The sequence below is a fragment of the Kiloniella laminariae genome, from assembly GCF_027214005.1.
GTDB lineage: Bacteria > Pseudomonadota > Alphaproteobacteria > Kiloniellales > Kiloniellaceae > Kiloniella > Kiloniella laminariae_A.
This window is the reverse complement of sequence record NZ_JAPWGY010000007.1, coordinates 46290-66212: the sequence shown is the minus strand read 5'-3', so window position 1 is coordinate 66212 and position 19923 is coordinate 46290. Positions and strand designations below refer to the sequence as shown.

At 52.0% G+C, this 19923-nt stretch carries 19 protein-coding genes; 9 read left to right on the top strand and 10 right to left on the bottom strand.

Going from position 1 to position 19923, the window contains the following annotated elements:
• The first annotated feature begins 18 nt into the window (after positions 1-18).
• Both O4H49_RS16430 and O4H49_RS16425 read left to right on the top strand, forming a co-directional pair.
• A complete protein-coding gene (locus tag O4H49_RS16430; protein ID WP_269424531.1) occupies positions 19-738 on the top strand; it encodes a GntR family transcriptional regulator in 720 nt (239 codons plus the stop codon).
• A 39-nt stretch (positions 739-777) separates the two neighbouring features.
• Positions 778-1143 carry a hypothetical protein gene (locus O4H49_RS16425; RefSeq protein ID WP_269424530.1) on the top strand — a complete coding sequence of 122 codons (366 nt, stop codon included), beginning with the start codon at positions 778-780 and terminating at the stop codon, positions 1141-1143.
• Positions 1144-1208: 65 nt separating this feature from the next.
• Here O4H49_RS16425 and O4H49_RS16420 read toward each other — a convergent pair whose 3' ends face one another.
• The 3 genes from O4H49_RS16420 to mntR form a co-directional block, all read right to left on the bottom strand.
• The gene (locus tag O4H49_RS16420) at positions 1209-2888 is read right to left on the bottom strand and encodes a hypothetical protein (RefSeq protein WP_269424529.1); all 1680 of its coding nucleotides are present in this window, start codon (positions 2886-2888) and stop codon (positions 1209-1211) included.
• Positions 2889-3107: 219 nt separating this feature from the next.
• Positions 3108-3713: a superoxide dismutase gene (locus O4H49_RS16415; protein WP_269424528.1), complete on the bottom strand. Its 606-nt coding sequence runs from the start codon at positions 3711-3713 to the stop codon at positions 3108-3110.
• Between the two features lie 218 nt (positions 3714-3931).
• Positions 3932-4369 carry a manganese-binding transcriptional regulator MntR gene (mntR, locus tag O4H49_RS16410; protein WP_269424527.1) on the bottom strand — a complete coding sequence of 146 codons (438 nt, stop codon included), beginning with the start codon at positions 4367-4369 and terminating at the stop codon, positions 3932-3934.
• Positions 4370-4676: 307 nt separating this feature from the next.
• On the opposite strand from mntR, the gene O4H49_RS16405 reads away from it, so the two are divergent.
• From O4H49_RS16405 to O4H49_RS16390, 4 genes are all read left to right on the top strand, one after another.
• Entirely contained in the window at positions 4677-5657 is a 981-nt protein-coding gene (locus O4H49_RS16405; protein ID WP_269424526.1) for a metal ABC transporter solute-binding protein, Zn/Mn family, read from the top strand.
• 16 nt (positions 5658-5673) lie between these two features.
• Positions 5674-6486 carry a metal ABC transporter ATP-binding protein gene (locus O4H49_RS16400; RefSeq protein ID WP_269424525.1) on the top strand — a complete coding sequence of 271 codons (813 nt, stop codon included), beginning with the start codon at positions 5674-5676 and terminating at the stop codon, positions 6484-6486.
• Positions 6487-6549: 63 nt separating this feature from the next.
• Positions 6550-7764 carry a metal ABC transporter permease gene (locus tag O4H49_RS16395; protein WP_269424524.1) on the top strand — a complete coding sequence of 405 codons (1215 nt, stop codon included), beginning with the start codon at positions 6550-6552 and terminating at the stop codon, positions 7762-7764.
• Positions 7764-8732, top strand: a complete 969-nt coding sequence (locus O4H49_RS16390; RefSeq protein WP_269424523.1) for a metal ABC transporter permease — start codon at positions 7764-7766, stop codon at positions 8730-8732. Before O4H49_RS16395 ends, O4H49_RS16390 begins: the two co-directional genes overlap by 1 nt.
• Before the next feature lie 23 nt (positions 8733-8755).
• On the opposite strand, the gene O4H49_RS16385 is transcribed toward O4H49_RS16390, so the two are convergent.
• The 6 genes from O4H49_RS16385 to O4H49_RS16360 all read right to left on the bottom strand — a co-directional run bounded on the left by O4H49_RS16385 (position 8756) and on the right by O4H49_RS16360 (position 15782).
• Positions 8756-9217 (bottom strand): hypothetical protein, encoded by a 462-nt coding sequence (locus O4H49_RS16385; protein WP_269424522.1) that lies wholly within the window; start codon positions 9215-9217, stop codon positions 8756-8758.
• A gap of 104 nt (positions 9218-9321) precedes the next feature.
• Positions 9322-10332: a GlxA family transcriptional regulator gene (locus tag O4H49_RS16380; RefSeq protein ID WP_269424521.1), complete on the bottom strand. Its 1011-nt coding sequence runs from the start codon at positions 10330-10332 to the stop codon at positions 9322-9324.
• Positions 10333-10454: 122 nt separating this feature from the next.
• On the bottom strand, positions 10455-11621 hold the full coding sequence (locus O4H49_RS16375) for an aminotransferase class V-fold PLP-dependent enzyme (protein ID WP_269424520.1): 1167 nt from the start codon (positions 11619-11621) through the stop codon (positions 10455-10457).
• A gap of 212 nt (positions 11622-11833) precedes the next feature.
• Positions 11834-13672 carry an ATP-binding protein gene (locus O4H49_RS16370; RefSeq protein ID WP_269424519.1) on the bottom strand — a complete coding sequence of 613 codons (1839 nt, stop codon included), beginning with the start codon at positions 13670-13672 and terminating at the stop codon, positions 11834-11836.
• A 244-nt stretch (positions 13673-13916) separates the two neighbouring features.
• Positions 13917-15218, bottom strand: coding sequence for an NAD(P)/FAD-dependent oxidoreductase (locus tag O4H49_RS16365; protein WP_269424518.1), 1302 nt, complete (start codon positions 15216-15218; stop codon positions 13917-13919).
• 99 nt (positions 15219-15317) lie between these two features.
• The gene (locus O4H49_RS16360) at positions 15318-15782 is read right to left on the bottom strand and encodes an Lrp/AsnC family transcriptional regulator (protein ID WP_269424517.1); all 465 of its coding nucleotides are present in this window, start codon (positions 15780-15782) and stop codon (positions 15318-15320) included.
• A gap of 124 nt (positions 15783-15906) precedes the next feature.
• Here O4H49_RS16360 and O4H49_RS16355 point away from each other — a divergent pair, with 124 nt between their 5' ends.
• Both O4H49_RS16355 and O4H49_RS16350 read left to right on the top strand, forming a co-directional pair.
• Positions 15907-16188 carry a DUF6356 family protein gene (locus O4H49_RS16355; protein WP_269424516.1) on the top strand — a complete coding sequence of 94 codons (282 nt, stop codon included), beginning with the start codon at positions 15907-15909 and terminating at the stop codon, positions 16186-16188.
• Positions 16189-16288: 100 nt separating this feature from the next.
• Complete coding sequence (locus O4H49_RS16350; protein ID WP_269424515.1) at positions 16289-17296, top strand: YeiH family protein; 1008 nt, start codon at positions 16289-16291, stop codon at positions 17294-17296.
• Positions 17297-17396: 100 nt separating this feature from the next.
• On the opposite strand, the gene O4H49_RS16345 is transcribed toward O4H49_RS16350, so the two are convergent.
• Positions 17397-18785, bottom strand: coding sequence for a dipeptidase (locus O4H49_RS16345; protein ID WP_269424514.1), 1389 nt, complete (start codon positions 18783-18785; stop codon positions 17397-17399).
• Positions 18786-19083: 298 nt separating this feature from the next.
• Here O4H49_RS16345 and O4H49_RS16340 point away from each other — a divergent pair, with 298 nt between their 5' ends.
• Positions 19084-19917, top strand: a complete 834-nt coding sequence (locus O4H49_RS16340; protein WP_269424513.1) for an NAD(P)-binding domain-containing protein — start codon at positions 19084-19086, stop codon at positions 19915-19917.
• Positions 19918-19923: the final 6 nt, after the last annotated feature.

Sequence of the window (19923 nt, the reverse complement as noted above, 5' to 3'; positions counted from 1 at the left end):
CAGTCATCCGGAATAAGAATGAACAACACCACAGAAAAACCCGCCGGGAACCTCTCTGATTATGCTTACGCTCAAATCGAGACAGCTATTATTCACGGCAAACTCGATTTTGGAGAGCCTCTTTCTGAAAATGGTCTGGCTCAGGCTTTGAAAATCAGCCGCGCACCAATCAGAACAGCTCTGTCAGAATTAAAGATAAAAGGACTGGTTGAAATCATTCCCCAATCGGGCTGCTATGTCGTTAATCCAAGCAACGAAAGCATAGAACAGCTCCTGGAGTTCAGATCCCTTCTAGAGACACGAGCACTCGTGCTGGCTATGGAAAACAATCCTGAACAACTGATCGAGAATCTTTCTTTCCTGCTCGAGCAAATGCTGGATGCCTTCAAACATCACGACTGGAAAGAATGCCAGATAAAAGATGCGGCTTTTCATCGATGTCTGTTTGACTATGCCGGGAATGATTTTCTCAGCAAAAGTTACGACAGCCTGGCCCCGCTTGTGACGGCCCTTATGTTTCGATTTTTACGCACGCAGGCCGAAAAAAACAAATCCTATGCCGACCATGGAGAGATTTTGACTCTGTTAAAAGCGCGCCGCGTCACTGCCGCAGAGAAACTTTTGGCAAAGCATATCGATCGGACCAAAATGACCCACGCCAATCAGTCATGGCCCAAAGGCAGGTCGCGCCGCAAAGATTACAGCTTCAGGAATTACGAGGAAATTTTTCAAAGTTAGCCATGAAGGTGTTGCAACTCCCAGAAACAGGACTCTTTTGTGAACCAGAACTTCACCCCCGAAATGGAACGCCGGGTCCGACATGTCCTTGAGACTATCGCGCGGCAACAAACGATTATCAGCTATCGACAGCTGGCCCTTGAGGCCGAAATCCCCGGGCCACAGGTGATCCATCGCCTGACCCAGATACTGGAAAGCATTCTCCGACAGGACCATGCAGAAGGCGAAATATCATTCGCCTCTCTGGCTGTCAGCCGGGGAGATCCCGCCATTCCCAGAGCAGGCTTCTTTCTGCTGCTTAAAGAACTCGGCCAATATCAGGGCAGTGATCAGGGTGAAGATGCGAAAGCGCACCACCACAAGCTGGTGGCACTGGCATATAAAAAAGCAACCACCCGCCCATAGAAAACGGCAGGATTTTACAATCCCGCCGTTTGCAATTCGTCTTGTTTCAAATCGCCGGAGAACAATCAGTTCCCGCAGGTCAGCTCCTTGAAACCATCACAGTTATAGCTGGAACAGATTGTTTTTGAACCCATGTTCATGGTTGGGTAGAGCGAGCCGATGTTGTTATCACGCACCCAGGCCAGGGCCTTTGTAAAGCCTTTCTTGCTGCACCACTCTGTTGCCGCGGCTTCACCACAGTTTGTCCCTGGTGTCAGGCAATAGTTCAGGCGATAGGCATCGAAAACCGGAAACTCAAAAGGTGTCCCCCCTGCCGGGCGGATCGCGACCTGTTCCGCCGCTTCTGTCGGCAAGGTCCCCTGGCCCGATGATCCAGAAGTCCCCAGAGGCTCACTGGCCACAGGTGTATTCGGCTGACCTTCAAACAACTGGTACGAAGGTGTAAAGAGAGAGTTTTCCGGCTCGGTCGCAATGGTTTGCCGCTGAGGGACGCCCGCTTCAGGTGCGATTGTCGGCACAGGAACCAAAGCATCATCCCTCGCTGCTGTAATCCCTGCCGCGGCAAGATCACCACTTGCATCTGGATAGGCCGCTGGTGGTGGAGCAATTGGCGTAGCTGCAGCCGATGGTGTAGTAACTGGCGTTACAGTTTGTGTCGTCGGCGCAGTGGCAGGAGCAAGGCTTCTGGTCGCTGGCTGTGGCACAACAGCGGACGACGGTGCAGGAACGGCTGCCTGCTGAGACTGTACAGCTGCTTGAGGGACTGCAGGATTTTTCACAGAAGCAGAAGCCGAAGGCACAGCTTGCGGAACTGATGGCGCAACAGTCTGTGTGGTGACAGGTGCAGCAGCAACTGCCAGAGACGAGATCCCCGCAGCAGGCCCAGAGACATACTCGACCTTTACCGAGCGCGCCCGCCCTTTATAGCCATAATCAGCAAGATTGAATTTGTGGATGCTCTCTGCCTTAAAGGGGAAAGTCACATGATTTCCCTGACAATCCGGAAAATCATAGAGCGTAGAACGAACCCGGTGCTTTACAGTCCGGTAGCCCTGATCCATTGATTCCGGATGCATGAAAATCAACTGGTCACTGTCATTGAAACGGAATGTACTTCTGGCGCCGGCATAACTGGTCGGGCCAACAAGATTCTGGCAGTAGCCGGTTTTCCCGTTATCCCAGGCAGGGATAAACACCCGTCGATAATTAAGCTGGTCGAGCACGTTGCCACAGCCACGGCTATAGCTGTTAAGACGCTGTAACATCAAGACGCCGGGAGGCGGCCCAACGTCTCGCCGATAGATAATCATCGAAGCATAGGCATTGTCCTGGGGGACGGGCATCGCAAGTGGAATATTCGAACTTGGGCGGGGCGGCAGCAGGTCTGCCGTTGCACCTTTCCACAGCAGGTGCGGCTCTTCGCGTGTTCCGATAATCGGTGCACAGGAATTATCCGTCGTCTGAAACAGCTCTTCCCGGAAAAGAATCACGCCAACCTGGTCACCCAGCTTGATCGAGGAAATCTTTCCGGAGAAATCTTCCAGAGACGGAATAAACGAGTAGAGCTGACCATCTGGCAGGTTAAACAGCTTCCCGGCGCCACTGTAATCCGCACCATCAAAAGCCAGAACCTGATTCGCTGCAGGGTCCTGTATTGCCTGCTGCGCCAGAGCTTGCCCAGATAATGAGCCGACGCCAGATACAAAGGCTACCACGATCCCTGCGATCCGTCGCAATGCTCTCATACTCTTCTTTCTCCGTACCAACCCGAAGCTCCCTGGAGGAAGCCTGAAAAATTCCTAGGCAAAATAACAGGAACCCTCGGGAAAGGAAACATCGATGATACATTCTCTGCTTCAAAAAAACGAAAGAGCGGCCAGGAAATCCGGGCCGCTCCGCTTTCTGATCATTCATGCTGTTCTCAGGCCTGTATTACCCGGACAGAGGCCAGCAACCAGACCGTTTCAGGATGCCGCTGCGAAGCGCTGTGCAACATAATCCCAGTTTACCAGATTATCGACAAACGCCTTCACGTAATCCGGGCGGGCATTGCGATAATCGATGTAGTAGGAATGTTCCCAGACATCACAACCGAGCAGTGCGTGACCGCCGGTGACCAGCGGGTTCTCGCCATTGGCCGTTTTGGTCACAGCCAGCTTACCGTTGCTGTTCAGGACCAACCAGCACCAGCCGGAACCAAACTGGGTAACACCGGCATTGATGAAATCAGCCTTGAACTGATCCACACTGCCGAAGTCCTCTACGATTTTCTTTTCCAGTTCACCAGGAATGGCACCGCCACCGTTTGGCTTCATCATGTTCCAGAATTCGATGTGGTTCCAGTGCTGTGCAGCATTGTTGAAGATGCCGGCCTTTGACGCGTCACCAAAAGAGCCCTTAACGATTTCTTCAAGCGACTTTCCTTCCAGATCAGTTCCGGCCAGAAGCTTGTTGCCGTTCACGACATAGGCATTGTGGTGCTTGTCGTGATGAAACTCGAGTGTCTCAGCTGACATATATGGGCCAAGAGAGTCGTATGCATATGGAAGAGCTGGTAATTCAAGAGCCATTGGTCATTCCCCAGTTTGTCTAATTTCAAATAATGAGTATCAAAATTTCAGCGGCACTTTAGCGCTTTTCACCCCCGGTACAAAAGCGAAAAACCTGATAAGATGATTTTCATTTTCAATCTTTTGGACCCGGGAACAAACAGTACGCCACGCGGCACTCCCCGGAGAGCTTGCTGCCCGCCTTTGCAAAGGTTTCCAAAACATTTCAGAGCCGGATATCAGATTTCAATCTTGCCCGTGAGCGCCGAGAGACAATCAAGTGTCTCGTCACTGACATGGTGTTCGATTCCCTCGGCGTCAATCTCTGCCGTTTCAGGGCTCACCCCTGCGGCTTTGAGAAACTTTACAACAATCTCGTGACGACGCCGGGCTTCAACAGCCATTTCCCGGCCTTCATCCGTTAAAAAGATCGAACGATAGGGGCGAGAAACCACCAGTCCTTCACGCTGCAACCGCCCGACAATCTTGTTAACTGTGGCATGGCTCACGCCCATGCGCTCCGCCAGTTCAACAACACGGGCTTCACCATTAACGTTGATCAGATCATCTATCAGTTCAACATAATCCTCGGCAACTTCGGTTTTATGAGCCTCACGGACTCGTTCGAACTTGGCTGCTTGCAGCGCTGCATTTTCCAGTTCAGAACTAGATGTCATTGACCCTTGAAACCTTTCACAATCCGCTTGAAGCCCTTTACTACCCGAAAGAAAACCGCAAGTACAAGAAGAGATCAAGCCTTTCGGTTAGAGAACAAGAATCCTTGACCTCTCTCGCTTCGTCCCAAGCACAAGGCAATCCTGCAATAAAGCTTGCTGATTCAGACAAATCCAATCCGATTACAACAGCTCATTCAAATATATTTCCTGTTCAAAATTGCCATTGACAATAAATGTAGCCATGGCTACAAATTCAGACACGGGCGACATAACCAAGATAGCACAACATCGAATCAGGAACCAAGGTATGAACAGCTTCACTCTAAAAGCAAAACTATCTGTTACAGGTGTCGTTCTGCTTATTCTGGCTCTCTGCACCCCTGCACAAGCCGAGAAACCTGTTGTTGTGACAACCATTGCCCAGATAGCTGATGTCGTGAGCCATATCACCGGGGATAAAATGGAAGTCTCCAGCCTGATGGGCGAAGGTGTTGACCCCCACACCTATCGGATGAACCGCAAGGACATTGCTGCCCTCACCCGGGCTGACATTATCCTGTACAACGGCCTCTATCTCGAAGCCCAGATGGAAGACGCGCTGGAGCGCATGGCCCAGAACAAGCCTGTTGTCCCTCTTGCCGCGGCAATTGATCAAACCCTGCTGCTCTCCAGCCAGAGTTATGAAAACAAGCACGACCCCCACGTATGGATGGATGTTCAAAAGTGGATGGCGGTCACCCGTAAAGCACTTGAAGTCATTATCGCTTTTGATCCTGGCAATCAGGCTTTTTATACAGAGAACGCCACTGCCTATCTTGCGCAGCTCGAACAGCTCAACAGCTATGTAACCCGTGTCCTCGCATCAGTTCCCGAGAACGAACGCGTTGTGATCTCGGCCCATGATGCCTTTAACTATTTTGGACAGGCCTACGATTTTGAAGTCATTGGAATTCAGGGTCTGAGTACGGCCAGCGAAGCCGGATTAAAAAAGATCGAAGAGCTCGTCGCTCTTATTGTCGAGCGGAAAATCAAGGCCGTATTTGTTGAAAGCTCGGTTGCAGACAGAAATGTTCGCGCCCTGATCGAGGGAGCCGCAGCCAGAGGACACCCGGTCCAGATCGGCGGCACGCTTTTCTCTGATGCTATGGGACCTCTTGGCAGTTACGAAGGGACCTATATCGGGATGCTGGATCACAATGCCACCGTTATCAGTCGGGCACTCGGAGGGAATGCAACAACCAGCGGCATGCAGGAAATGCTGACCCTCAGCCAGAACACCCCCAACTAGTCCCGAGGATATATTTATGATCGCCAAGCTCCTCCGATTACAACCCCGACACAGCCTCTCGACAGATGAGGCCCGATCCGCCCCTCTGGCGATAGAAGGACTTTCTGTTGCCTATCACCACAAGCCTGTGGTCTGGGACCTCTCCTTTGTCGCCCCGGCACAGGGACTGGTTGCCGTGGTTGGCCCCAATGGCGCGGGAAAATCAACCTTTATCAAAGCCGCCCTGGGGCTGATTCCCAAGCTTTCCGGAGAAATAACCGTCTATGGAAAATCGGTTGCCAGCCAGCGCCATCTTATCGGTTACGTCCCTCAACGCGGCAGTGTTGACTGGGACTTCCCCGCCTCAGCACTGGATGTCGTCACGATGGGACTCTATGGTAAAATCGGATGGTTGCGTCCGGTGCGCAAGGCTCATCGCGCCACAGCCATGGGGTATCTGGAACAAGTCGGCATGGCAGACTTCGCCGATCGGCAAATCGGCCAGCTTTCCGGGGGCCAGCAACAACGGGTTTTCCTTGCCCGTGCCTTGGCCCAGGATGCAGCTCTCTATTTTATGGATGAACCTTTTGTCGGTGTTGATGCTGCAACCGAGCGCGCCATTGTCAACGTGCTGAAGGACCTGAAAGATCAGGGCAAAACAGTTATCTGCGTTCACCATGACCTGCAATCGGCCCCCGATTATTTTGATCACGCCCTGATTTTGAATATCCGACCTGTCGCAAGTGGTCCTATGGCAGAGACCTTCACCGCTGAAAACCTTCAGCATGCCTACGGTGGGCGTCTGGCACCTTCAGAACTTTCCGGTCTTATTCCCCTTGCCGGACAATAACCGGGCTAGAAATCACTACACTCATTCTTGCATGACAGCCAGAACGGACACAAAGGTTACTCCTTGTTAACAGAGCTTCTTGATATCCTGAGTTTTCAGGGCGGTTACAACACCAGCGTTGTGTTGCTTGGCTCAGCACTTCTTGGCATGGCAGGCGGCGTGATCGGGGTATTTTCCCTTCTGCGCAAACGCGCCCTGATCAGTGACGCCATCAGCCACGCAACCCTGCCTGGGATTACCCTGGGATTTCTTGTTGCCCTTGCCCTGACTGGTACCGGGAAAAGTCTGCCCTTCCTGATGGCAGGGGCGACCATCAGCGGCATCCTCGGGGTTTTGCTTGTTCAGTGGATCAAGGATAATACCCGCTTGCCGGAAGACTCTGCGATCGGCACTGTTCTCAGCTCGTTTTTCGGGCTTGGTGTCGTCCTGATGAGCTACATCCAGACGCTGAGAGACGGCAGCCAGGCCGGACTGGAAAGTTATCTTTTGGGATCAACCGCCAGCATGCTCCAGAGCGAGGCCGAGATGATTGCCATTTTCGCCCTAGTTATCACTCTGGCGGCGATCATTTTCCTCAAGGAATTTGGTCTGGTCTGTTTCGATCCTGACTACGCAGCTTCCAGAGGATGGTCTGTCAGTAAACTTGATCTTCTGATGATGGCGCTTCTTCTGGCTGTCGTCGTCATCGGCCTGAAAACAGTCGGCCTTATTCTCATCATTGCTCTGGTTATCATTCCTCCAGTCACGGCCCGCTTCTGGACGGACCGCCTTGGGTTGATGGTCGGTATTTCTGCCTTCACAGGGGGAATCAGTTGCTTCCTTGGGGCCGGGCTCTCTGCTCTGACACCCGACTTCCCTTCTGGCGCCACCATTGTCCTTACCGCAACAACACTTTTCCTGCTGTCTTTGTTTCTCGCTCCACGGCGTGGTGTTCTCGCTACAGGACTTCAGCAGATTTTCTTTCGCTACCGTATCAGCCGGCGACGTGCCCTGCTCGACCTTGGCCAGGGACGCCCCTTGTTTTCCCCCCTGCTGGTTCTGTCGCTCAAACGCGAAGGTACCCTCGACAGTCACGGGCATATCACAAAATCCGGTCACCAGAAGATCAAACAGATGATGCGGGACCAGGATCTCTGGAACCAGTATCTCACTGATTACCCTGAAGAAGCTTTTGCCCAGAAAGACTGGTCCCTTGCCATGATCAGTGACGTGCTCTCCCCAGACCTGATTAACGAGCTCGAAGAACGCCTTCAACGACAGCAAAAGGTGACCGTCTAATGGATCTGCCTCTGGCCGACTTTCTTCAGATTGACCTTCCTGCCTTACTGGTTGCCGTACTCGCAGGCCTTTGCTGTGGTTTACCCGGAAATTTTCTGGTTTTGCGTCGACAAAGCCTGATCGGCGATGCCATGAGCCATGTCGTCTTGCCCGGTATCGTTGTTGGCTACCTGCTCTCAGGCACGCTTGATACACTTCCCATGTTGCTAGGCGCTCTATCCGCAGCCCTGATTTCTGCTGTTCTGATTGAAGGCATCAAACGCCTTGGCAAGATCGAAGCCGGTGCAGCCATGGGCGTGGTTTTCACCTCCATGTTTGCTCTTGGCGTCCTTATCCTTGAACAGACAGGAGCATCCGGCGTACATCTGGATGTTGAACACGCCCTCTATGGCAATCTGGAATCCACGCTCTGGCTTGGTCTAAATAACTGGCAGGATCTGGTTTCACCATCAGGCCTGGAACAGATGCCCAACAGCTTGCAACGACTTCTCGGGGTTTGCCTGCTGGTTATCCTGCTCACGGTCGCCTTTTTCAAAGAACTCAAAATCTCGACCTTTGACCCTGAAATGGCGAGCTCTCTCGGCTTTAGCGCCCGCCTGATCAGTATCGGGCTGGTGATCATAACGGCTTTATCAGCTGTCGCAGCCTTTGATGCAGTGGGGTCTATTCTTGTGATCGCCATGTTTATCTGCCCGGCTGCGACTGCCCGCATGTGGACAGATTGCCTGAGCAGGCAACTCTGGCTCTCGGCTTTTTTCGCAACACTCTCCGGAATTACGGGGTACCTTGTCGCAGCTTTTGGCCCCCTGCTGCTCGGCGCGGACTTCGCCCTTAACGCCGCAGGAATGATTGCTGTGATCGCGTGTGTTTTCCAGGGAATCTCCATGATATTTGCCCCAGACCATGGCAAACTGGGCCGGGTTCTGAAACAACGTCATGCCCTGAAGATGAAACAGAACCTGCCCTGAAAAATTGAGGAGCAGGCTTTTCTCTATTTCAGAACACCTTCGATCACGTCCAGTGCCTTGTTTGTCAGAATGTCGATCAGCACAACATCATCATCGACTCTGACAAATTTTGTATTCTTCCGTTTTGGTAAACGACTGAGCAGATCATCAGGCAAGTCACGTTTTGCCAGACCCGGAGGCAGAGTTCCATTTTCATCGAGGTGTTTTTGCAAACCCGGAGGCAAGTTCCCCTTTTTTGCCAGCCCCGGTGGCAGACCTTTCTGCTTCTCCTTTTGCTTTTTGGATTTGCTATAGGTCGTATCCTCTTTGCCGAAATAGCGGTTGATGATTGCTTTTTCGACTTCCTGTACCACGTCCTCCAGCACATCGCTCTGGCTTTGTGATGCCTGGGCCACTCCCCCGCTTTCGCCTGATGGCAGGACAAGATAACCCGCCCCTGCCACGAAGAATGCCACGGCCCAAATTACAGATTTCCTGATCATCATCTGGCTTCTTTCTTGATGGAATAAATCTACTGCCAGAAGTATAGAACAAATAAGGCAAAGGTGAGATTGGGAATACCCCTGAGCAGCCAGGTTCGCCTAGAAGTTTACACTGGGCCCGGCTCATCGGGGTGGGAGACGGCACTTTCCTTGCCAGGAAGCTTGCGCTCTGACAAGGGAGTACAGCCAAAGAAATTGCGGTAACATCTTGAGAAATGTGCGGAAGAATTAAATCCGCAAGCCAGGGCTATTTCAATAATCCGCATCTTTGTCTGCATGATCAGCTGGCGGCTGCGATAAAGCCTGAGCTCGCTGTAGTAGCGCGCAGGAGATTTATTGAACTGCTTGCTGAACATACGCTCAAGCTGGCGACGGGATGCGCCAGCGACTTTAGCCAGTTGCTCAAGCTCAAGCGGCTCTTCCAGATGCTCTTCCATGATCTTGATGACCCGGAGCAACCGTTGATCCTGGATTGAATAACGGGCGGAAAGGCCAAAATACTGAAACTCGCGGCGGTCTCTGATCCGTTCATGCACGAACTGGTCTGCCACCATCCGGGCCAGTTCAAAGCCATGCAGGTCGGCAATGAAATTCAGCATCATGTCAAGACCAGCCGTGCCGCCGACACAGGTAAAGCGCTTGTTTCCAACTTCAAAAAGCTCATTCGACGTTTCAAGATCCGGGAAGTTTTCATTAAAAGCAGAAAGATATTCCCAATGAACCGCACACTTGCAATCATCGATCAAGCGGGCTTCAGCCAGATAATGAGATGCGGTATAGAGAGCCCCGATGACCTTGCTTTGTCGACCAAGCATCCGAAGCCAGGCAAGCAGTTCTCCCGAGGGGAAAGCCTTGATGTCATGGCCGCCACAAAGGATAATATTCTCCGGCAGTGCTGCGGCTTTCAGGTCCCCGAGAACTTCAAGACGGAGCCCGTTCGAGGCCTCCACCGTCTCGCCGTTGATTGAGAAAACCGGGCAGGCATAGAGTGGTTTTCGCGCAACCTTGTTGGCGACCCGGAGCGGCTCCATGGCAAAGGTAAAGGAATTCATCGAAAACCCAGGCAGGAGAACAAACCCTACCTGTCGGGTAATACCTTCTTTTGGCTCTGGAAACACCGCTTGCTTCTCCCCGACTCGATCATGAAGATGTCGCTTTGCCTCCAAAACGACATCTTCCTGTTCTAAGCCCAGTCAGGGAAAGACTCAAGCGTTGTTAAAGAAGCACCTCTTTGAGGTCGTCAGCTATTCTTCCGCCAGTACTCAACCGCAGCACCGACACCTTTGCCCGGCTCAATCGCCATTCCCATATCACGCATGACCATTTCTGCTCCTCCAAGAGCACTGAACAGCATACATTCGTTCAGGTCTCCCAGATGCCCGATCCGGAACAGCTTTCCGGCCATCCGGGCCAGGCCTGCCCCTAGGGACAGGTTGAAGTCATTGTACGCACGTTTAATCAATTCCTGACCATCGATCTGCTCGGGTACCATAATCGCTGTCACAGTATCGGATTGCCATTGGGCTTTCTTGGCACAGGTTTTAAGCTCCCAGGCTCGTACTGCCCGACGGACACCCTCGGCCAGATGATGATGACGATCCCAGACATTCTCCATACCTTCTTCCAGCAACATGTCGGTCGAGGCGCGCAATCCTCGCAGCAACCCCATCGCCGGTGTATAGGGACCGTAACCGGTCCGGTTCTGATTGATCATCATCCTGAAATCAAAATAAAACCTCGGGCAAGTTGCCGTTTTCCCTGCATCGAGTGCTTTCTGACTCACCCCCACCAGGCCAAGCCCGGCGGGTAGCATGAAGCCCTTCTGTGATCCGGCAACAGCGAGATCAACACCCCAGGCATCCATCTCGAATTCAATCGCCCCGATGGAGCTGATCCCGTCGACGTACAAAAGAGCCGGGTGGTTACTGGCATCCATCGCCTGACGCACCCCTTTGATATCCGAGGTGACCCCTGTTGCCGTTTCATTGTGGCAAACAATCACACCCTTGATTTCATGCTTTTTGTCTGCGGCCAGACGTTCGGCGATAATCTCAACGGGGACACCCTCGCCCCACTCGACATCAATGTCTTCAACAATAATTCCCAGTGCCCGACAGGAATCAACCCATAGGCTCGAAAACTGACCGATTTTGGCCGTCAGAACCCTGTCACCTGGAGACAGCGTATTGGTAATGGCCGCCTCCCAGCCGCCTGTTCCGGAAGAGGGGAAAACAATAATCTCACCCGTTTTGGTTCGGAATACTTTTTTCAGATCCTCAAATAGCGGCATCATGAATTCAGGTGCCGAACCGGCCCTGTGGTCTTCCGTATAGATATCCATTGCCAGGCGAACCCGCTCTGGCATGTTGGTAGGCCCAGGAATAAAGAGTGAATTACGACCAGCCATGACTAACAATCCCGACAAAAGTTTCCAGTAAATAAACTGGAACGAGCTTATCCGAGCCGATATATCATAAAAATACGGAATAATTATCAGGATTTATTCCATTTGAGAATAAATAAGATACATACTCTGCCAAACGCTCACCAGTCCTGAAGGGATCTGGTCCGGAATATCCGTGATATCCCCTCGGCGTTGCCCGGACGTTATCCCGTAGATTACTCGGGCATCACCCGGCTGGCATCGTCACCCGTATAATAAGCCTTGTTCTTGCCCGAAGCGGCGAGAAGTATGCGACGCAGATCAGCAGGTGAAATCGGTTTTGAGAGATAATCATCCATTCCTGCAGCCAGATAACGTTCTTTATCCCCGGCCATAGCATTCGCCGTTAAGGCAACAATAAACATGCCGGATGAATCCAGCTCACTACTGCGAATTTTTTTCGTAGCTTCAACACCATCCATTTCCGGCATCTGGATATCCATAAAGACCAGATCGTAACTTCGGTGCGTCACTGCATTCACGGCTTCAAGGCCGTTGGTCACCAGATCTACATCATGACCGGCCTTTTTCAGCATGGCGCTCAAGACAAAGCGATTGATCTCGTTATCCTCGACAACCAGCACCCGGAGTGAGGAAATCTGGTCCTGCGGTTGCAGAAGATAGCTGATATTGCCGTCAAGAGAATCATCGATTTCAGCAGGATTTCCTAACGCACAGGGCAAGAGCAGTGAAAAGGTACTTCCCTTTCCTTCCTGGCTTTCGACCAGAATATCTCCCCCCATTAGTCTTGAAAGCTCTTTACAGATCGCAAGTCCAAGTCCGGTGCCGCCAAAACGCCGGGCATGCTGTGCACGCTGTGCACTCCCTTGAGTGAACTTGTCAAACAGACGGGTCAGTTCCTCCTTGGCAATGCCGGGGCCTGTATCCTGGACCGAGAGCAGAAGATCGATCCGGCCATCAATCCTATTTTGAAAGCCGATGGATATTTTTACGGCCCCCTGATCGGTGTAATTAATCGCGTTACTGATCAGGTTGTAAAGAATCTGTCGTATACGTACAGGATCGGCCTTGAGGACCCGGGGCATATCAGGGGCGACAACAAGATCGAGCTCCAGCGATTTACTTGCCGCCCGCGGCTTCCAGAGGTTGTAGGCCGCCTTGACCAGATCCAGAAAATCAAAGTCATGCTCTTCCACCCGTAAAAGCTTTGCCTCGATCTTGGAGATATCAAGTATATCGTTCAGTAGTCCCATCAGGATCGAGCCTGATTCCCGAATAATCTCCAACTGATCCTTTAATTTGGAATGCGGTTCTTCGGCCAAAAGAACATGGGTCATCCCCAGAATACCGTTCATCGGGGTTCGGATCTCGTGGCTCATCGTGGCCAGGAATTCTCCCATCGCCAGATTGGCACGATCAGCCTCTTCTTTTGATCTCTGGATCGTCTGCATTTGCCGGATCATGAGGAAAAACATGAAAGCAAGAACCCCGAACAACAGAACAAAAGAAACAAGAACCCAGCCATATAACTGAGCTACCTTGGCCCGACCTTTGTAGTTGTTCTGGTTGAGGATACGACGACTGTCAGAGACAAAACCGCGAACAACACCATCATAGGCAGTCAATTCACGAAGCATGATCTCAAGATACTCGTCTATAGGAAGGGTTTCATCATTTGATACCGGATCAAGATTCCTGATCAGTTCATCAAACCGGCTGATCGCATCCTTAAAAAAAACTTCGTCTTGCAGACTGCGGGAAACCGTGCCCCGTTTTATGTCATCTACCCGGCTATAGAACACATCAAATCGGGTTTTGATCGTCTCACGGGCGTCAGTCCGCCGATGTTCAGCTTCATGTAATGCATCCAGCAGCCGGTAATACTCCGACTGGACCGTATAGATATCCCATCCCGTATTCTGATAGCCCGACTCTTCCAATTGCCGCAGCGACAGTACCGAGGACACCAAAAGCCCCCCCGCAAGAACGGCCAAAAGCAAGGAAGCGACCAGTGCCAGAGCCACGCGTCGCTCGATAACTACTAACTGCCGCATCCATCCCCCAGCGCTCTGTTGTCTCAACAAGCCTGAAATTCTTTTACTGAAAAGAAGGCCAGGAATTCAACTTATAGCACAAATTCAAAGGAACCACCTTGTACGTCACGCAAAACGCGCAAACAACAGGCACAACACTACCCTGATTTGGTAATGTTTTTATTAAGCACCATTGTTAGAAATTTTGCTCGACAGCCCCAGCGCCTGAAGTATTTTCGATGCAAATCAACCCAGCAGATACAATCTACCACCCCATCCGGTCAGCAAAATCATGCCAGCGAATCATAAAAGGCATAAACCACGGATTTCCATTATAGAGCGGCCGGCTCTTGAACGAGAGATCATCCAGCGCCGTTCGTCCCTCGGGAGAGCCAAGAATTTTAAGCGCCGCTTTCCGTCCAAAATACACAGCTCGTCCAACGCCTGAGCCACAATAGCCAATCGCGTAATGAACCCCCTCGACCTCGCCGACATGGGGGGCATGATCAAAGGTATAGGCCACAACGCCGGACCAGCCATATTCAACAGACGCATCGCCAAGCTGGGGGAAAACCCGACGCATGGATTTGCTCAGATAACTGACATACTCAGCCGGATTTTCCTTCAGCGATTGTGCCCGCCCGCCAAAAATCATCCGTCGGCCATCAGCAGAAGGTCGATAATAGAACACCAGTCGATGCGTGTCCCCATGCCCCCTTAACTTAGGAGAAAGTTCACGAATTTTTTCTTCACTCAAAGCCTCCGTCGCAATAATGGCCGAGCGGATCGGGATCAATCGACGCCGGAACCATTTCAGATTTTTGGATGTATAGCCATTGGTTGCCACAACCACATTCCTGGCTTTAACCGTCTGGCTGGCAGTACGAACTTCCAGCGCACCGGTCTGTCCGCTGATATCCAGCACAGCCTGTTTGCTATAAACTTTTGCACCTGCGGCGACGGCCCGCTCCAACAACCCCTGAACCAGCAATCCCGGCTGCAGGCTTCCGTCATCCTCGTATACAGCTCCGCCATGATAGAGATCAGAGCCAATTTCCTGATGCTGATTAGCCTTCGAGACCATATAGGCATTTAGCCCAAGGTCTTTCTGTAAGCTCTCAACCTGTCGGGCCAGAGAATCATAATGTCCAGGATGCGCAACACCCCGAAACCGCCCCACCATGTTCAGTTCGCAATCAATCTTCTCGTCCCGGATAAAGGAAACCAGAGAGTGCATACTCTCCATACTCTCACGCATGATTGCACGGGCCTTCTCGGCACCATAGGCCTGGGACAGACCCGCCAGACCCAGTTTATGAAAGCTCGGTCCCAACAGACCGCCATTGCGCGCCGAACACCCCCACCCTGGACGTTCCGCATCCAGAACCACGACAGAACGCCCCGCCCGCGCCAGCGTCAAAGCTGCTGACAAGCCTGTATAACCAGCTCCGACAATGACAACATCGGCCTGCACTGGCGGCAGTCCTTTTTCAGAAAAACGGTCTGGTTCAAAACGGGCATCTGCCCACCAATAAGGGCGATGTGTAAAAGACTTCACTTCAGTCATTTCTCTTCTCTCATCAGCGGAATGGCTATGGGGGGATGAAGTGATCGCATGCTGCCATGGGCAGTGGGATAGAGGAAGGGAATTCTGGTCCTTCAGCGGCTATCTTTTATCCAGCGGAATCTCTGTTGTTTCCTTGATCCGCTCCATGGAAAAATAGGAAGTCACATCATGTAATGGCACTGTACGGATAATTTTTTTATAGACCCGGTCGTAATCAGCAATGCTTGAAACAATAATTTTCAGCAGATAATCAACATTTCCATTCAGGCGGTGAAATTCAACCACTTCATCAATCTGACTGACCCCTTTAGAGAAACGCTCCAACCAGGCTTCATCATGTTGGGATGTCCGGATTTCGACAAAGACAGTCAACCCCATATCGACCTTCTCGGCATCGACCAGCGCGACCTGTTTTCGGATAATCCCTTCTTCTTGCAGAAGCTTGATCCGGCGCCAACAGGCATTGGTCGACAGATTGACGATCTCTGCAATCTCTGATGCCGGTCGCCCCGCATCCCTCTGCAACTCTTTTAGAATGCGTCGATCCGTTGCATCAAGCTTCATAAAACCCTCATTTATTGTGAAATAATCTCAATAATTTTATAATAGTGATGATATTATGAGAAAATATTTCCCTGTCATCAAGTTATACCATTAGGAGTCAATAATAAAAAACAGGGAGGCTGTTATGACCAGCTTGTGGAGCAAACTATTTATCACTCACCCTTTATCTGTCCATGAAAGCTATCTGGAACACATGGGCCAGGCGCTTTATTTTTCCTTCTACCTCGGACTGGGGTGTTTCGTCTGTTTCTGCCACGCCCTCGTTCCCGGGGCTTTTGAAAAAACCGGAAGCCGCCTGGTCGAGAAACTGCATGACCGGATGATCAAAAATCGCCTGCGACACCAGCCAGTACAGGAAAAAAGCAGAACCTTTTCGACTCTGGGTATTCAGAACACCCCTGAATAAAACACCACCTTCACTATTGAATAGATCTTTTGCGTTCTTGCCGACTATACTCGCGCCAGTTCCGAATTTCTATTCAACCCACTTGATTCCAGAGTAAGCCATGTCTCTTCTTGCCTCAGGCGCAGCGCGTTTCCCCCTGATTACAGGCAGAATTCCCGGTGTGATATTAGCTCTGGTGCTCGCCTTTGCCGCCACCTTCATCTCCGATCATCATGGCGGGCCAACTTTACTCTATGCTCTCCTTCTAGGCATGAGCCTGAACTCTCTGATTGAAGGCTCATCGGCAAAAGCAGGGATCGACTATACCAGCCGATCAATCTTGCGCATCGGGGTTGCGCTTCTCGGGATCAGGATCGGCTTTGAACAGATCGCCCAGCTGGGCCTAGACGCAGCCCTGATCCTGGTTCTGGCGGTGGTGATCACAATTATTGCTGGCGTTCTTCTTGCCGGTTTTTTTGGTTTCAACAAACGGTTCGGCTTGTTGACCGGAGGGGCAACAGCCATTTGCGGGGCCTCCGCGGCTTTAGCAATCTCTGCTGCAATGCCAAATTCTGATGATTCTGAACGGACCACACTGTTTGCCGTCGTTGCAGTGACCACCCTCAGTACCATCGCCATGGTCCTCTATCCCCCCGTTGCCCTCTGGCTTGGCATGTCCGACACAGAGGCTGGTTTTTTCCTTGGGGGCACCATTCATGATGTCGCCCAGGTTGTGGGTGCGGGCTATTCCATCTCGCCAGAATCAGGAGACGCCGCCACTGTTGCCAAACTGTTCCGCGTGGCTTTGCTTGTGCCGATTACACTATTCGTCACGGCAATATTCAGGCAGGCAGGCCCGGCCAAAGCCTCTACCTATCTGCCGCCACTTTTTTTGATCGGTTTTGTCTTTTTTACCGGGCTCCGTTCTACAGGCCTGCTGCCAGAGCTGATCATCAGCAGTCTCTCAGAGCTTTCCCGCTGGTGCCTGGTTACAGCCATCGCAGCCGTTGGCCTCAAGACATCTCTGCGCGACGTCTTGAAAATTGGCCATCAGGCCCTGTTCCTGGTCGTCATCGAAACCCTGATTATCGCCGGTTTGATTATCGCGAGCGTTTTTTTCCTGCGCTGACATTCAGGACTGTTCAAGAGCAGAAATAACAGGAGGGGCAGAATAAACTCCCGCCCCTCCTGTTTTTCAGAACACAACAGAGTTCTCTGTAACGCACGTCTTAACGCGACAGGGCCTCAATAATCCGAACCCAGGAGCGAATGCCTTTGTGGAAGGATTTCAAATCATATTTTTCATTGGGGCTGTGTATCCGGTCATCATCCAGAGCGAAACCAACCAGCAAGGTTTCCATTTCCAGAACCCGGCGGAATTCTGTGGTAATGGGAATTGAACCGCCAGAGCCGATCAAGGCGGCTTCTTTCTGCCATTCATCAGACAGGGCCTGCTTGACCTTCTGCATAAAGGGCATATCGGTATCCACACTCAAGGGACCAAATTCGCCGCCAACAGATTCATATTCAACACTGCAATCTGCCGGCAAGCGGGCCTCGACAAACGTCCGGAAAGCCGCACGGATTTTTGCCGGATCCTGCGTGCCAACAAGGCGAAACGTCAACTTCGCATTTGCCTCAGCTGGAATAACAGTCTTTGAGCCCTGACCGGTATATCCCCCCCAGATGCCATTGACTTCACAGGTCGGCCTTGCAGTCAGTTGTTCAAGAACATTATAGCCCTCTTCGCCAGCAGGAATGGACAACCCCACTTCCTTGAGATAGGCGGCACCATCAAAGCCGAGGCCGTCCCACTGCTGTTTCATCTCCGGCGACAGTTCTTCGACGCCATCATAGAAACCGGGAATCTGCACGCGCCCTTTGTCATCACGCAGATCTGCAAGAATTCTGGACAACACATGAATAGGATTGCGCGCCGAGGAGCCATAGGCACCAGAGTGCAGATCCCGGCTGGCGGCCTTGATAACCAGGTTTTCTTTCATCATCCCGCGCAGCTGGACCGTGATCGCGGGGGTATCGCGATCCCACATGGTTGTATCACAAACCAGCGCCAGATCCGCGCGCAGCTCATCCCTGTTTGCTGCCAGAAAAGCATCCAGACTCGGGCTCCCGGTTTCCTCTTCTCCTTCAAACAGGATCGAAGCATTCAGCGGCAACTTGCCCGTCACGGCCCGCCAGGCTCGGCAAGCTTCAACAAAGGTAAGCAGTTGGCCCTTATCATCTGAGGTGCCGCGCCCCTTGAGTTGCTTGGAACCATCAGGCTGCTCGGAAATATAAGGTTCAAACGGCGGTTCATCCCACAGCTCGAGTGGGTCAACCGGTTGCACATCATAATGTCCATAAAACAGAACATGCGGCCCTTCGCTCTGATCCGGCGTATGCGCCACCACCATCGGGTGTCCCGGGGTTGGGCGAACCGATGCGTCAAACTGCAGGCCTTTCAGCTCACGTTCCAGCCATTGGGCCGCCTTGAGACATTCTGCCTTGTAGGCCGGATCTGTAGAAATACTCTCGATCCGGACAAGATCAAAAAGTCTCTCGATACTCTCTTCCAAGTGATTATCAACATGAGAGAGCACCTGCTCCAGAGCACTCATTCCTAGCTCCTTACTTTTCTTTGGTTATTTTTATAGGCCTCCCGCCGTGGCAGAGCTGTTCAGCTCAAACCTGAAATTTATCCTGAAACGGGGACAAAATCTGCGGGCTGGAAATTGAGAATACACGCTAGCAGAACCTAACTGAGATAGGCAACATATGTTTACTATTCCTGTATTTGCAAAATATTCCAAACGTATCACAGGCAGAATCAAGACTGGTCGCGAAGCCCAAGAGCGATATAGACTGAAACACCAGTTACCTGTCGCCCCCCACCTCCGATCTTGTCAGGACGAGACCATGCCCAAACCCGCCTCTCCTCCTTCCCAGCAAACCGCCAATCTCCTCCGACAGGATCTTCATCCCGCCTTGCCTGTTTTGGGAATTCTGGGCGTGGGACACTTTGCCAGCTACACCCTTGCAGGATTACGCCGTGGTGGCTTTTCCGGACAGGTCGTCCTGTCACCACGCAATGCAGAAGTCGCGCGAACACTGGCAAAAGAACAGAGCTGTCTTGTTGCAGGCAGTAATCAGGAAGTCATTGACCGCGCCAGCATGCTGCTGCTTTCCGTTCGGCCTCACCAGCTGGCTGATCTGCTGAAAGATCTTACCTTCCGGTCAGACCAGATTGTAATTTCAGCAATCGCAGGTATCTCTTTGGATGAACATCGTGCTGCAGGGCCCTTGCCGGAGCAACTGGTTCGCATGATCCCGGTTTGCTCAATTGAAGCTGGCGAAGGCATCATCCCGATTTTCCCTTCCCACCCTCTCGTCGAGGCGCTGGCCCGTTTCACCGGAACGCCTGTCGCCCTCGAAAGTGAAGAACAGTTTGACCTCGCCCTGGTTGCTTCTTGCATGAACGGCTGGCTCTATGAGTTTTTTGGCGATCTGGCAGACTGGCTTACAAACAAGGGTCTGCCCGAGGACAAAACCCGTGAGATGATCCTGCACAACATCCGCGGCGCGACTGCCTATGGTTTGTTAAAAAAGAACGAGACGCTACAAGACATCACCCAGGGCATCGCCACCCCCGGCACCTTCACCCTCGACGGGCTGAAACAGCTCCGCAACCAGCAGGGGATCAGCGCCTGGACCAAAGCGATGGACGGAGTATTGGGGAAGCTGAAAGCATAAATTCTA

Bases quoted from the DNA above. Each gene is read 5' to 3' on its own strand.
- O4H49_RS16430 (WP_269424531.1), top strand. From the start codon at position 19: ATGAACAACACCACAGAAAAACCCGCCGGGAACCTCTCTGATTATGCT.
- O4H49_RS16420 (WP_269424529.1), bottom strand. From the start codon at position 2,888: ATGAGAGCATTGCGACGGATCGCAGGGATCGTGGTAGCCTTTGTATCT.
- O4H49_RS16415 (WP_269424528.1), bottom strand. From the start codon at position 3,713: ATGGCTCTTGAATTACCAGCTCTTCCATATGCATACGACTCTCTTGGC.
- mntR (WP_269424527.1), bottom strand. From the start codon at position 4,369: ATGACATCTAGTTCTGAACTGGAAAATGCAGCGCTGCAAGCAGCCAAG.
- O4H49_RS16405 (WP_269424526.1), top strand. From the start codon at position 4,677: ATGAACAGCTTCACTCTAAAAGCAAAACTATCTGTTACAGGTGTCGTT.
- O4H49_RS16400 (WP_269424525.1), top strand. From the start codon at position 5,674: ATGATCGCCAAGCTCCTCCGATTACAACCCCGACACAGCCTCTCGACA.
- O4H49_RS16390 (WP_269424523.1), top strand. From the start codon at position 7,764: ATGGATCTGCCTCTGGCCGACTTTCTTCAGATTGACCTTCCTGCCTTA.
- O4H49_RS16385 (WP_269424522.1), bottom strand. From the start codon at position 9,217: ATGATGATCAGGAAATCTGTAATTTGGGCCGTGGCATTCTTCGTGGCA.
- O4H49_RS16375 (WP_269424520.1), bottom strand. From the start codon at position 11,621: ATGGCTGGTCGTAATTCACTCTTTATTCCTGGGCCTACCAACATGCCA.
- O4H49_RS16370 (WP_269424519.1), bottom strand. From the start codon at position 13,672: ATGCGGCAGTTAGTAGTTATCGAGCGACGCGTGGCTCTGGCACTGGTC.
- O4H49_RS16365 (WP_269424518.1), bottom strand. From the start codon at position 15,218: ATGACTGAAGTGAAGTCTTTTACACATCGCCCTTATTGGTGGGCAGAT.
- O4H49_RS16360 (WP_269424517.1), bottom strand. From the start codon at position 15,782: ATGAAGCTTGATGCAACGGATCGACGCATTCTAAAAGAGTTGCAGAGG.
- O4H49_RS16355 (WP_269424516.1), top strand. From the start codon at position 15,907: ATGACCAGCTTGTGGAGCAAACTATTTATCACTCACCCTTTATCTGTC.
- O4H49_RS16350 (WP_269424515.1), top strand. From the start codon at position 16,289: ATGTCTCTTCTTGCCTCAGGCGCAGCGCGTTTCCCCCTGATTACAGGC.
- O4H49_RS16345 (WP_269424514.1), bottom strand. From the start codon at position 18,785: ATGAGTGCTCTGGAGCAGGTGCTCTCTCATGTTGATAATCACTTGGAA.
- O4H49_RS16340 (WP_269424513.1), top strand. From the start codon at position 19,084: ATGCCCAAACCCGCCTCTCCTCCTTCCCAGCAAACCGCCAATCTCCTC.